This is a genomic window from Shewanella sp. SR43-8 (assembly GCF_014163775.1).
Lineage (GTDB): Bacteria > Pseudomonadota > Gammaproteobacteria > Enterobacterales > Shewanellaceae > Shewanella > Shewanella vesiculosa.
The window spans coordinates 67,853-81,288 of record NZ_JACJDX010000005.1; the positions used below are offsets into that span (position 1 = coordinate 67,853).

The following is a 13,436-nucleotide window of genomic DNA, read 5'->3' on the forward strand; positions in this document are numbered from 1 at the left end:
ATATGACTCCTTAATCTTTACGGAACATCTTCAGCATACGCTGAGTGACGGTAAACCCGCCAAAGATGTTGATACTGGCAATAAGCACCGCGACAAACGCAAGCGCCGTGACTAATGCTGAACCTTGACCTATTTGCAATAACGCCCCGACCACAATAATGCCTGAAATCGCATTAGTGACCGACATTAACGGCGTATGCAATGAGTGCGACACATTCCACACCACGTAATAACCCACCACACAGGCTAGGATGAACACGGTGAAATGCGACAAGAACTCAGCGGGGGCAACCGAAGCGACTGCTGCAAAGCCGGCAAGACCTAACACACCTAAAATGTATTTAAGTTTTGACGGTGCCTTATCGACTTTTGCCGCTTTAGGCTCGATGCTGGCAGCTGGTTTTTGCGGCGCGGCAGACACTGAAATCGCTGGTGGTGGGAAAGTAATTTCGCCGCCACGGGTCACGGTCATATTGCGCATTACTACATCATCAAAATCGAGTACTGCGTTACCGTCTTTGGCTTTACACATTAGCTTCATCAAGTTGACTAAGTTAGTGCCATAAAGTTGTGACGATTGCGCCGGTAAACGACCTGGCAGGTCGGTATAACCTAATACCTTGACGCCGTTGTCAGTAATAAAGCGCTCACCAGTGACGGTATATTCACAGTTACCGCCCGTGGCTGCCGCTAAATCAACAATCACTGAGCCAGGTTTCATGGTATCGACCATGTCTTTGGTGATCAGTTTTGGCGCCGGGCGACCCGGAATTAATGCGGTGGTGATAATAATATCGACATCTTTAGCTTGTTCGGCAAAGAGCGCCATTTCAGCGGCTATAAATTCTTCTGACATCACTTTTGCGTAGCCGTCTGACGATCCGCCTTCTTTATTTTCAAATTCAAGCTTTAAGAAACTGCCGCCCATTGACTCAATTTGCTCAGCCACTTCAAGGCGAGTATCAAATGCGCGTACTATGGCGCCTAGCGAGCCTGCAGTGCCAATAGCGGCAAGACCGGCTACACCAGCACCAATAACTAATACTTTGGCTGGTGGGACTTTACCTGCGGCGGTAATTTGCCCAGTAAAGAAACGACCAAACTCGTGAGCGGCTTCGATCACCGCGCGATAACCACCAATGTTGGCCATCGATGATAAAGCATCGAGTGATTGTGCGCGTGAGATACGCGGCACCATGTCCATCGCCATCACAGTAATATTGTGACTTGACAGTTTTTCAACAAGCTCAGGGTTTTGTGCTGGCCAAATAAAACTTACCAGGGTAGTGCCTGGCTTCATTTGAGCGATTTCTTCATCACTTGGCGCATTGACTTTAAAAATAAAGTCCGCTTGATAGACGCTGTCGACAACATCTGCCCCAGCGGCTTCAAATGCAGCATTATCGAAGCTTGATTTCACACCTGCCTGTGCTTCAATTGCCACACTAAAGCCGAGTTTTATTAGTTGTATCACAGTGGCTGGAGTCGCGGCGACTCGAGTTTCACCTTCGATACTTTCTCTCGGTATTCCAATCTGCATGACTGTTTCCTGATGGTTGATAAAAAGACCGTCTATTGTTGTTCCCCACCAATAGACCATTCCGTTTGAGTATTACAGCCTAACATGGACACTTTAATGATAGAAAAAGTGCAGCATGTAAACATTGAAGTCGGGTAAACTATTTAATCAATGGCTTTACGCTGACATAGTTACATTGTATTTGCACGTCGTTTTACTCAGAGAACAATCAAGCTGAACATTATTCATCAGTTAATTGAACCTCCTAGCTTGCGACAGGAAGCGTGTTCGGTACAAGTGCCTTTGGGCTAATTACTTGGTTTTAAATAGAGGTAATTTAAAAACTTTTAACTGCGCCACACTTTTGTAGCTTAAAAAAACAACTTTGCATATTCCTAAATGGAATAAAAAATTATCTTTTATTCTTTTTTTGTTTTGATACTCAGGAGTAAGCTGTTCCACATTACACTGTTATAAGGCCGTCTTATGTTGTTAAAAGAACTTTCAGCTTTAGCTTCGCCTTTGTCTCAAGGACAAATCGATAAGCTAAAACAACTCACATCAGAATTATCTTCAGTTCAGCTCGCATGGGTCAGCGGTTATCTAGCGGCGAGTGCTAATCATGGTCAAAGCGGTGTCGAGACGACAGCAGAGACAAGTACAGCCCCAACAGTTACGATTTTATACGGTAGCCAAACGGGTAACGGCCGTGGTGTTGCCAAAGAGTTAGCGGCTAAAGCGCAGGCGCAAGGTTATGCGGTTAATTTGACATCAATGGGTGAATACAATGTGCGTCAGTTAAAGCAAGAAACCATCTTGCTGTTAGTTGTCAGCACTCATGGTGAAGGTGAAGCGCCTGATGATGCCATTGAGTTACACAAGTTTTTAGCTTCAAAGCGTGCCCCTAAACTAGATAAGCTACATTATTCTGTGTTAGCGCTAGGTGATTCAAGCTATGAGTTTTTCTGCCAAACAGGTAAAGACTTTGATGCGCGTTTAAGTGCATTAGGGGCAACATCATTATTACCTTTGGTAGAATGTGATGTTGACTATGAAGATATTTCACAACAATGGCAGGACAGTGTTGTCGAAACTGTTAAGCCGTACATTCAAGCCTCAAGTGCAAATGTGGTGTCAATTGGTGCCGCATCTGTTACGGGTGAAAGTGAATATACTAAGCAAAATCCCTATACCGCGGAAGTATTGGTAAGCCAAAAAATTACTGGTCGAGGTTCTGATCGTGATGTACGCCATGTTGAAATTGACTTAGGCGAGTCGGGATTAACTTATCAAGTCGGCGATGCGTTAGGTGTGTGGTTTAGCAATAACGAAGTACTTGTTGATGAAGTGATCGCCGCGCTCGGTTTAGCTGCAGACGATAATGTCACAGTGTCGAAAGAGTCACTATCATTAAAAGCTGCGTTAACCGATAAGAAAGAATTAACTCAGTTATACCCAGGCTTAGTGAAAACATGGGCTGAGTTGAGTGGAAATGCACAACTTGCTGCCATTTGTGAAGACAAAGAACACATCAGACAATTTATTATTAAACATCAATTTGCCGATTTAGTGGCTGCTTATCCGGCAAAGGTAAGCGCGACACAGTTAGTTGATATGTTGCGCCCAATCACGCCACGCTTATATTCAATTGCCTCTAGCCAAGCCGAAGTGGAAGCAGAAGTACACTTAACGGTCGCGTTGGTTGAAGACGAACGTCAAGGCCAAGCTCGTTTTGGTGGGGCATCGCATTTCTTAGCCTCGGCTGAAGAAGGCCAACACGTTAAGGTCTATGTTGAGCCTAATAACCATTTCCGTTTACCCGAAAATCCAAACACACCGGTGATCATGGTGGGTCCTGGTACTGGTGTTGCGCCTTTCCGCGCCTTTATGCAGCAACGTGCTGCTGACGGCACCTCGGGTGATAGCTGGTTATTCTTTGGTAACCCGCATTTTGAACAAGATTTCTTGTACCAAGTTGAGTGGCAGCAGTATCTTAAAAATGGCGATTTATCGCGTTTAGATGTGGCTTTCTCACGCGATCAAGCTCATAAAGTGTATGTTCAGCATCGCATTGCAGAACAAGCCGAAACGTTGTGGCAGTGGCTACAAAATGGCGCCCATGTGTATATCTGTGGTGATGCAGAACGTATGGCAAAAGATGTCCATCAAGCATTAGTCAATATTGCGGTTGAACAGGGTGGCTTAAGTGCTGATGACGCAGAAGCTTACTTTGAAACACTACGTAGTGAAAAACGCTACCAAAAAGACGTGTACTAAATTCGACCTCGGTTGTTAGCGCAAATCTAGCAACCCAATCGCACTACTGAATTGAACAGAATTAAGAGAGGCCTAGGCCATGAGTGAGCAAAAGTTAGCGTTAAACGAATACTTAAAAATCGACAGTGATTATTTACGCGGTGATATCCAAGAGGGTTTAGATACCCAAGTAACAGGATCGTTTAGTGATGGCGATCAGCAGTTGATCAAATTCCACGGTTTTTATCAGCAAGACGATCGCGATTTACGTAATGAACGTAAAGAGCAAAAGTTAGAGCCATTGCATAGCTTTATGCTTCGAGCTCGGGTACCTGGTGGTATCTGTACCCCAGCACAATGGTTAGAAGTGGATAAAATTTCATCTACGCTAACCACCTCAAACAGCATTCGTTTAACCACGCGTCAAACGTTTCAGTACCACGGCATTCCTAAGCGTAATCTAAAAACCTTGATCCAAGGTCTTGATCGCGCAGCACTTGATTCTATTGCTGCTTGTGGTGATGTAAACCGTAACGTGATGTGTAACCCAAACCCGGTTGAGTCTAAACTGCATGAGCAAGCATATGCGGTGGCAAAGCATTTATCGGATCATCTATTACCACACACTCGCGCTTATGCTGAAATTTGGTTAGATGAAGAAAAGCTATTAGGTACCGAAACCGTTGAACCTGTTTACGGCAAAACCTATTTGCCACGTAAATTTAAAATGGCTGTCGCCGTTCCGCCACATAATGATGTTGATGTATACACCAACGATCTTGGTTTTATTGCGGTAGCAGAAGAGGGTGAATTGGTTGGTTTCAACTTGGTTGCTGGCGGCGGCATGGGCTCTACCCACGGTGAGGTTGAAACCTTCCCACGCTTAGCTGACGATTTTGGCTTTATTAAAACTGAGGATGTGACTAAGTTTGCCGAAGCCGTAATGACAGTTCAGCGTGACTGGGGTAACCGTGTTGTCCGTAAACGTGCGCGTTTGAAGTACACCATTGTTGACCACGGATATGATGCCTTTAAAGCGGAAGTGGAAAAGCGTGCTGGGGTTAACTTTGAGCCAAAGCGTGATGTGATCATTGGTGATCGCGGCGATCGTTATGGCTGGGTTGAAGGTATCGATAACAAGTTCCACTTAACCTTATTTATTGAAAGCGGCCGTATTAAAGACATGCCTGGCCAAACCTTGCAAACGGGTTTACGTGAAATTGCTAAAATCCATAAAGGCGATTTTCGCATGACATCTAATCAAAACATGATTATTGCGGGTGTTGCGGCAGAAGATAAAGCCGAAATTGAAGGTCTAGCGCGCAAGCACGGCTTATTAGGTCAAGTGCTAAGTGGTACACGCGGTCATTCAATTGCCTGTGTGGCATTACCAACTTGCCCATTAGCGATGGCTGAAGCTGAGCGTTACTTCCCTGAGTTTATTGATCATATCGATGCACTACAGGCGAAACATGGCATTAGTGAGCAATCAATTGTGGTGCGTATGACGGGCTGTCCAAACGGTTGTGCTCGTCCATTTGCCGCCGAAATTGGCTTAGTGGGTAAAGCTCCAGGACGTTATAACTTGTATTTAGGTGCCAGCTTTGAAGGTACGCGGTTAAATAAAATGCATAAAGAAAACATTCAAGAAGCTGAAATTTTAGCTGAATTGGATGGCTTGTTTGGCCGTTACGCCACCGAACGTGATGCTGGCGAAACCTTTGGTAACTTCACTGTGCGCATTGGCGTAGTGAAGGCGGTTAATGACGCCGCTAAGGATTTTCATGCGTAATGACGTGGTAACGACTGCATCAACAAGTGCAGCCGTCGATCATTCTATCACTCCGGCTCAATTGCAGGCGTTGCTATCAGCGCCTAAAGCTGAGCAAACTGCAGTGCTAGAAAGGATTAACCAGTTTTTAGCAGGCTTAACGGCGCAGCAGCGAGTGGCTTGGGGCTTAGCCTACCTACCTGGTGAGCATGCGCTATCGTCTAGCTTTGGTATTCAAGGTGCAGTGATGCTGCACATGGTGACTCAGGCGCAAAGTGATATTCCAGTAATTTTAACTGACACGGGTTATTTATTTGCTGAGACTTATCAATTTATTGACCAGTTAACTGAGCGCTTAAACTTGAATCTTAAAGTGTACCAAGCGGGCCAAACCCAGGCGTGGCAAGAAGCGCGTTTTGGTAAGCTGTGGCAGCAGGGGATTGATGGGTTGGAGAAATATAACCGCATCAATAAAGTTGAGCCAATGCAGCGTGCATTAGCTGAACTCAATGTTGGCACTTGGTTTGCGGGTTTACGTCGTAGTCAGTCTAGTACCCGTGAAGCCTTGCCGATTTTGGCCATTAGCGGTAAACGCTTTAAGTTATTGCCTATTATTGAGTGGAGCAATAAAGATGTGCACCTATATTTAACCGAGCATGACTTGCCATATCATCCATTGTGGGAACAAGGCTATGTGTCGGTTGGTGATACTCACTCAAGTAAGCCGTTGGAGTTAGGCATGTCTGAAGAAGACACGCGCTTTAATGGTTTACAGCGTGAATGTGGTTTGCATTTCGATATTTAGGCTTAAGCTATTTACCGTAAAGTATTGCATTCATCCGCAGTCAAATGCAGATGAATGTGTTTACTCTTTGCTGTGCTGCTAGGTTACTCTTTCTGTTAATGAGCTTCTGTTTAATAAGGCGTATTTCGTAAGCCGATTTTCAATCATTTATAAGATTGAACTTTGTTGTAATCTACTCTTATTTCATCACATGGTAATAGGTTATCGCCACAATATGACTGGTGCGATTGATGCTGTTTTTGGCGATGGAATACACAGTATTTTCGCTAATTGATTAATTTACTTAGCATGAATAAAAAAGAATTAAATTTTATTTAAATTTTCATGCATCCACGCCGATAGTAGTCTAGATTTAGAAGTCCCCGTAGATGGTTTTTGTTGACGTTTTGGGATTGTTTTTGCAATCCACGTACCTTCAAAAGCTTCGCTCGCATCCTCGAGCACATTGATTGACTTGTTAGCGTATAAGCAATCGATTAGGTTGTTCCCGATAACTCTCTATTGAAGAGTTATCGGGAAAACCGACTTTTAATTTATCATCTGCTTACTGTTTTTTATGCCCCCCTCGTCATGACTAAACTTGTGCTATTGACTGCTAAACTTGGCAGCATAATGTCGTGCTTTGATAGTGCGATATTCGTTTTTGCTGCATAAGTCGTATGCAATAAGGTAAGGTTTAATGCGTTTGTTAACATTTAGTGCTAAATTATTCCGCAGTTTATCGGTGGAATCGATAATACTTATCTCAAAAGATAACAAATTTTCAAATGCTAACTCATTTCAAGGAAGAGTTAACAATAATATAAATTGGAGTTTATAAATGAATAAAATGGCAATTGCTGCTGTGGTATTGGCTGTTGGTGCTGGTGGATATCTTTTGTCACAACAAGGGACGTCAGTGGTTAAAAGCGACCCCATGTTGGACTATATCCCTGCTGATACATTAGCGTTTTCTGGGCAGCTGGTTCCATTTCCGTTAAAAAATTATTTGTATAGCATTGCAGGTAATTATCAAGCATATGACGTTGATAAAATGCTGCCGTTAGATGAGAATTCATCAGCAAAAGAGCGCTTTTTTGTCAGTTTATACAAGCAATACATGAGCGTATTGTCTGAACCAGAAACCTTGCTATCGACTTACGGTTTACCCGATACCATTCAGAGTTATTTTTATACCTTAGGCGCATTGCCGGTAATGAAAATTGAGTTGAGTAATCCTGCAGCATTTTGGGCGGAACTTGATCGCGCCGAGCAGGAAAGTGGCTTAACTCACACTATAGGTCAGTCTGGTTCTGTTGAGTATCGTGGGTATGCATTAACCAATGCAGATGATGAAGAACACATAGATATCGTCTTTGCTGTTAAAGATAACTGGTTAACCGTGACATTGAATACGTCATTTAACCAAGCGGAATTACTTGAAACTGCATTGGGTGAAAAGAAAGTTGAACATCCAATTAGTGCAACGACCATATTGCAAGACATCGCGAATGCACATGGTTTTATGCAAGACAGCATAAGCTTTATTAACCATGTTGAACTGGTTAAAGGTCTGACGTCAACAGACGGTAACATGCTAGCCAAGCAAATGACCAAAATGATTGAAATTGAGGGCGAAGATCCATTTGCTGAACTGAAAACACCTGTGTGTCAAACTGAGTTAACTGGCATAGCAGCTAACTGGCCGCGCAGTGTTATGGGATTAAACTCATATTCGATTAGTCGTGAAGAAAGCAACATTGACGCCTCTATGGTGTTTGAGAGTAACAACCAAGTCATCCTGTCGGCATTAAATAAAATGCGTGGCTTTGTGCCATCATTTACCACTAAAGGTCATGACAACATCTTATCGGTTGCGCTGGGGGTTGATGTTAATCAACTGGCACCAGCATTGAATGAGGTGTGGACCGATTTACAAACTCCGCAATATCAGTGTGCTGCGTTGGCTCAAATGCAATTACAGTTGAGTGAGTTAAATCCTGCTATGTTGGGAATGATGACAGGTATGGCTAATGGCGTTAAAGGCATTAGTGTAACACTTGCCGATTACAAGTTAGCTGACAATAATGGCCAACCTAGCTTTGAAACGTTAGATGCATTAATCAGTGTCTCGGCTGAAAAACCGATGATGTTAGTCGACATGCTTAAGCCATTTTATCCGCCTCTTGCGAATATCGACTTAAAAGATAACGGCGATCCGGTTGATATTACCCCAATGCTGATGTTACCTCCTGAACTTGGTGTGAGCGCTAAATTAGCCATCAAGGGCAATCATTTAGTGGCTTATACTGGCGACAGAGGCACAGAACTTGCTGATTTAATGTATAAGCAATCGCTTGAGTCTAACGGATTCTTTAACATGGCGGTTGATTATCAGAAAATGTTTGCCCCGTTAGTTGATATGGTCGAAATGAGTGGCGAACCAATGCCAGAAGAAATGCTTATGTTAAAAGACTACAACATGCGTTTACAGATGTCGGTAGACTTTACTGATAAAGGCTTAGTCATTGGTTCTAAGGTCAACAGTAAAGCCAATACAAAATAAGGTCACTTGGTGATTTCAACAAATTGGTAATAAAAAAGGTGACCCATGTGGTCACCTTTTTGATATTGAGTGGCTGTGTTACAACAAATCGTTTAACGCAATACCGATACCAATTCGTTGATTATGATGGTTATAATCAATTAAGCTTTCACCGTAACCATTAAAATATTGAGTATAAACACGCAAAGTACCAATAATCGGGTAGCTCCAGGTCAATTCAACTGCACCGCGATTATTATCGCGTAAGTTGTTACGCAGTAGCATAGTAAAGCGGTGCTCATCTAAGCCGTATACTCCCGTCAGTTCGAAGTTACCCATGTAACTGCCGATGTCTGGATTGTCATCGCCTTTAGCTGAATTAATGTCTTCTTTTGCATCTTCAGGGATACGCCACCACACTCTAAGTCCGAGAGCGAAAGGACCACGGTCGAATATTGCGCTGCCGTATATTCGGTTCCAGCTGCGCGATAATTGATTGGTTTGACCATTAGACTGATGCACAGCACCCACACCTAAAAATGAGTTGGTAAAGCCTGCAATTTTCCAATCATTATTAAATAACATAAATACTTCAGGTTCATGATTGGTTTCACGAAATGGCGATGAAGCTTCTTCATTGTAAACTTGCCAATATGATTGATTGGTGTAAGCAAAGAACAAATGGCCATTATCACCAAAAACGTTATACATAATCGGAAACTTAAAACTGATTTGGAACTTTGCTTCTAAGTTATCAATGCTGAAATCTTCATCTGGGTATTTAATTTCAAATGGCAATGAGTTGGTTCTGGTTTGGTAGGTAACAGGAAGTAGATAATTAGCTTTGTGCGGAGTGATCACAAATGGCTTTTCAGATGTTGCCAGCTCTCCTTTTACACGTTCGTCGACTAAAGAATCTTCTGCAAGGGCTATCGAGCTATAACCCCATAACAACAACGAGAGTCCAAGATATTGTGTGCTTTTTATCATTGCATCATCCATAAGCATAATTAATAGTAATTTTAATGTGATTCTTAGTATGAGTATCTTTCGAAGTTCATTGTCATCAATTGCCAGAGATTTGTCGAATTAAGTTAACAATTGTTTTGATTCTCGTGGATCATTTTATACATTTTTGCATATGACATCGATTAAACAGCAAACAAACAATCTCATATTCTATTTAGTTATAAAAACTAACTATTAACTATTGTATATGGAATATAGAAAACGCTATATTCGATCATGGTCAAATATCTTGAGGTAAATGTGATGGAATTAGTATCTATGCTAGGGCAAAAAGCCAAAGGCAAAGTGTGGTTAGTTGGTGCAGGTCCTGGTGACGTTGAACTGCTAACGCTAAAAGCCTATCGCATCCTAAAGAATGCTGATGCTGTGCTGTATGACGCATTAGTGAGCCAAGATATTTTAGATTTAATCCCTGGTGATGCTGAAAAAATCGCTGTGGGTAAGCGCGCAGGTAAACACAGTGCTGCTCAAGGAGACATTAATCAGCTATTAGTGACGAAAGCGTTTACCCGTAAAAATGTTGTGCGCTTGAAAGGCGGCGATCCGTTTATTTTTGGCCGCGGTGGCGAAGAGTTACAAACTTTAGTGGCAGCGGGTATTGCTTTTGAGGTGGTTCCTGGCATTACTGCGGCCAGCGGCACAGCAGCTTACGCCGGTATTCCCCTAACACATCGTGACTATGCTCAAGGCGTTACCTTTATTACGGGTCACTGCCAGTTAGCGAGCCGCCCGATGGATTGGCAAGGTTATGCTAACTCTAACAACACCTTAGTGGTATATATGGGTATATTAAACGCTAATATTATCAGTGATGGTTTGATTAATGCTGGCCGCAGTGCTGATACGCCAGTAGCGATAGTGTCTAACGCCACCACCTCATCACAACAGCGGTTTATTGGTAAATTAGGTGAGCTGGCACGATTAGCCGCCGATCCTGCCTTGCAGATGCCTGCGCTGATGATTATCGGTGAAGTCGTTGAATTAGCTGACAGCTTGAATTGGTTTGACCCACTTACAGCGCAACAAAAAACAGATTTAGACTCAGTCGCCAAGGCGCTGTAGTCAAATAATTTAACCCGCTGCTTTTTTGCAGCATATTTAGGTAATGGAGAATCATCATGGCAGGCCGTTCGTTAAGCCATTTACAACAACTGGAAGCTGAAAGCATCCAGATTATTCGTGAAGTTGCAGCTGAGTTTGGTAACCCTGTGATGCTTTATTCTATTGGTAAAGATTCATCGGTTATGTTGCATCTTGCGCGTAAGGCATTTTACCCAGGTAAAATTCCATTTCCATTACTGCATGTTGATACCGGTTGGAAATTTAAAGAGATGATCGCGTTTCGTGACGCGCAAGCTAAAGCATTTGGTTTTGAGTTGTTGACTCACACCAATCAAGAAGGCGTTGAACAAGGCGTGGGCCCATTTACCCATGGCAGTGCTAAACATACAGATATCATGAAAACTCAAAGTTTAAAGCAAGCGTTAAATCAGTATGGATTTGATGCTGCTTTTGGCGGTGCTCGTCGTGATGAAGAAAAGTCTCGCGCGAAAGAGCGGGTGTATTCGTTCCGTGACAAACACCACCGCTGGGATCCGAAAAACCAACGTCCAGAGTTATGGCGCACTTATAACGGCGCGGTAAATAAGGGCGAAAGTATTCGTGTGTTCCCATTATCAAACTGGACCGAGCTGGATATTTGGCAATACATCTATCAAGAGAACATCGAAATTGTGCCGTTATATTTTGCTGCGCCTCGTACCGTAGTGAACAAAGGCGGTCAGCTCATTTATAAAGATGACGATCGTATGCCTATTGAAGAGGGTGATGTTGAATCGGTTGAACGGGTTCGTTTTAGAACCTTAGGTTGTTATCCGTTAACCGCGGCGATGCCATCAGAAGCTGATACCTTAGAGAAAATTATTGAAGAAATGCTGTTAACTCGCTCAAGTGAACGTCAAGGGCGCTTAATTGATTCAGACCAAAGTGCATCAATGGAGCAGAAAAAGCGTCAAGGCTATTTCTAAGTCATTGAACAGGGTTATTTTACCTATCCAGCATGCGAACGAATTTGAGTGAGAAAGATTATGGACCAAGCAAAAACTAATACTGACCGCATGGCGGCAGAGATCCAACTACACGGTGTAAAAGAATATTTAGCATTACAGCAGAATAAAGGTTTACTGCGTTTTTTAACTTGTGGCAGTGTCGATGACGGTAAAAGTACCTTAATTGGCCGTTTACTGCATGACAGCGCCCAGATTTATGAAGATCAACTTGCAAGCCTGAAAAGTGATAGCGCTAAAATGGGCACTACTGGTGAAGCTATTGATCTCGCGTTATTGGTAGACGGATTACAGGCTGAGCGTGAGCAAGGCATTACTATCGACGTCGCTTATCGCTATTTTTCCAGTGAAAAACGTAAGTTCATTATTGCTGATACTCCAGGTCATGAACAGTACACGCGTAACATGGCAACGGGTGCATCTACCTGTGACCTAGCGGTTATTTTGGTTGATGCACGTTATGGGGTACAAACCCAAACTAAACGCCATGCCTTTATTGCCTCTTTATTAGGATTACGTCACTTTGTCGTTGCGGTAAATAAAATGGACCTGGTTGGCTTTGATCAAACTGTGTTTGAAAAAATTCAAGCTGACTTTACTGACTTTGTAAAAGATTTTGGTGATTTAGATATTCACTACGTGCCGTTATCAGCCTTGAATGGTGACAACGTGGTTAATCGCAGCACTCAGTGTGATTGGTATCAAGGTGGCACATTACTTGAGTTACTTGAAACTATCGATACCCAGCGTGAACTGAGCGAATTACCGGTTCGTTTCCCAGTACAATACGTGCTGCGTCCTAATCTCGATTTTCGTGGTTTCTCGGGCACCTTAGCGTCAGGCATTATTAAAGTGGGTGACGAGCTGGTCGCTCTGCCATCGGGCAAGCGCAGTAAAATTGCCCGTATTGTGACGTTTGACGGTGATTTACCAGAAGCGGTAGCAGGCCAAGCCATTACCATTACCCTTGAAGATGAGATTGATATCTCTCGTGGTGATTTACTGGCTCATCCAGCAACTGCGCCAGACATTGCTAACCATATTGTGGCAGACTTAGTCTGGATGGATGAAAAACCATTACAAATCGGTCAGTTATATGATGTGAAAGTCGCGGGTAAGAAAACTCAAGCCGTGGTGAGTGAGATTGAATACATCACCGATGTGAATACCCTTGAACGTAGTGCAGCATCGACATTAAGCTTAAACACCATTGCACGAGTTAAGTTAGATCTAACTGAATCAATAGTGTTAGATGCGTATAGCCTAGTGCGTGATACAGGTGGCATGATTTTAATTGATCGCCTATCTAATGCCACTGTAGCCGCCGCTATGGTTGTGAGTGGTCATCAAGGTGACAAGCAAAGTCATACTGAGTTTAGTGCATTTGAAGTCGAATTTAATGCGTTAGTACGTAAGCATTATCCACATTGGAACGCGCGCGATATTAGCGTACTTGGAAAATAAAT

Annotated in this window: 9 protein-coding genes; 7 read left to right on the forward strand and 2 right to left on the reverse strand. The window is 43.1% G+C overall.

Features of this window, described 5'->3' with window-relative positions:
* Window positions 1–10 precede the first annotated feature (10 nt).
* The gene (locus H5114_RS07730; protein WP_124015425.1) at window positions 11–1,540 is read right to left on the reverse strand and encodes a Re/Si-specific NAD(P)(+) transhydrogenase subunit alpha; all 1,530 of its coding nucleotides are present in this window, start codon (window positions 1,538–1,540) and stop codon (window positions 11–13) included.
* A gap of 465 nt (window positions 1,541–2,005) precedes the next feature.
* On the opposite strand from H5114_RS07730, the gene H5114_RS07735 reads away from it, so the two are divergent.
* From H5114_RS07735 to H5114_RS07750, 4 genes are all read left to right on the forward strand, one after another.
* A complete protein-coding gene (locus H5114_RS07735; protein ID WP_182722616.1) occupies window positions 2,006–3,796 on the forward strand; it encodes an assimilatory sulfite reductase (NADPH) flavoprotein subunit in 1,791 nt (596 codons plus the stop codon).
* A gap of 79 nt (window positions 3,797–3,875) precedes the next feature.
* Window positions 3,876–5,567, forward strand: a complete 1,692-nt coding sequence (cysI, locus tag H5114_RS07740) for an assimilatory sulfite reductase (NADPH) hemoprotein subunit (RefSeq protein ID WP_182722617.1) — start codon at window positions 3,876–3,878, stop codon at window positions 5,565–5,567.
* A complete protein-coding gene (locus tag H5114_RS07745) occupies window positions 5,560–6,351 on the forward strand; it encodes a phosphoadenylyl-sulfate reductase (RefSeq protein WP_182722618.1) in 792 nt (263 codons plus the stop codon). Before cysI ends, H5114_RS07745 begins: the two co-directional genes overlap by 8 nt.
* Window positions 6,352–7,171: 820 nt before the next feature.
* Window positions 7,172–8,896: a hypothetical protein gene (locus tag H5114_RS07750; protein WP_182722619.1), complete on the forward strand. Its 1,725-nt coding sequence runs from the start codon at window positions 7,172–7,174 to the stop codon at window positions 8,894–8,896.
* A gap of 78 nt (window positions 8,897–8,974) precedes the next feature.
* Here the strand turns inward: H5114_RS07750 and H5114_RS07755 are convergent, their stop codons facing one another.
* Entirely contained in the window at window positions 8,975–9,865 is an 891-nt protein-coding gene (locus H5114_RS07755; protein ID WP_235781606.1) for a phospholipase A, read from the reverse strand.
* A gap of 282 nt (window positions 9,866–10,147) precedes the next feature.
* Here H5114_RS07755 and cobA point away from each other — a divergent pair, with 282 nt between their 5' ends.
* From cobA to cysN, 3 genes are read left to right on the forward strand one after another with little or no spacing between them, the layout of a single operon-like run.
* Window positions 10,148–10,966 (forward strand): uroporphyrinogen-III C-methyltransferase, encoded by an 819-nt coding sequence (gene cobA, locus H5114_RS07760; RefSeq protein WP_124015431.1) that lies wholly within the window; start codon window positions 10,148–10,150, stop codon window positions 10,964–10,966.
* Window positions 10,967–11,022: 56 nt separating this feature from the next.
* The gene (gene cysD, locus H5114_RS07765; RefSeq protein ID WP_124015432.1) at window positions 11,023–11,931 is read left to right on the forward strand and encodes a sulfate adenylyltransferase subunit CysD; all 909 of its coding nucleotides are present in this window, start codon (window positions 11,023–11,025) and stop codon (window positions 11,929–11,931) included.
* Window positions 11,932–11,991: 60 nt separating this feature from the next.
* Window positions 11,992–13,434 carry a sulfate adenylyltransferase subunit CysN gene (gene cysN / locus H5114_RS07770; RefSeq protein ID WP_182697585.1) on the forward strand — a complete coding sequence of 481 codons (1,443 nt, stop codon included), beginning with the start codon at window positions 11,992–11,994 and terminating at the stop codon, window positions 13,432–13,434.
* Window positions 13,435–13,436 lie beyond the last annotated feature (2 nt).

Bases quoted from the DNA above. Each gene is read 5' to 3' on its own strand.
- cysI (WP_182722617.1), top strand. From the start codon at position 3,876: ATGAGTGAGCAAAAGTTAGCGTTAAACGAATACTTAAAAATCGACAGT.
- H5114_RS07735 (WP_182722616.1), top strand. From the start codon at position 2,006: ATGTTGTTAAAAGAACTTTCAGCTTTAGCTTCGCCTTTGTCTCAAGGA.
- cysN (WP_182697585.1), top strand. From the start codon at position 11,992: ATGGACCAAGCAAAAACTAATACTGACCGCATGGCGGCAGAGATCCAA.
- H5114_RS07750 (WP_182722619.1), top strand. From the start codon at position 7,172: ATGAATAAAATGGCAATTGCTGCTGTGGTATTGGCTGTTGGTGCTGGT.
- cobA (WP_124015431.1), top strand. From the start codon at position 10,148: ATGGAATTAGTATCTATGCTAGGGCAAAAAGCCAAAGGCAAAGTGTGG.
- cysD (WP_124015432.1), top strand. From the start codon at position 11,023: ATGGCAGGCCGTTCGTTAAGCCATTTACAACAACTGGAAGCTGAAAGC.
- H5114_RS07730 (WP_124015425.1), bottom strand. From the start codon at position 1,540: ATGCAGATTGGAATACCGAGAGAAAGTATCGAAGGTGAAACTCGAGTC.
- H5114_RS07755 (WP_235781606.1), bottom strand. From the start codon at position 9,865: ATGATAAAAAGCACACAATATCTTGGACTCTCGTTGTTGTTATGGGGT.
- H5114_RS07745 (WP_182722618.1), top strand. From the start codon at position 5,560: ATGCGTAATGACGTGGTAACGACTGCATCAACAAGTGCAGCCGTCGAT.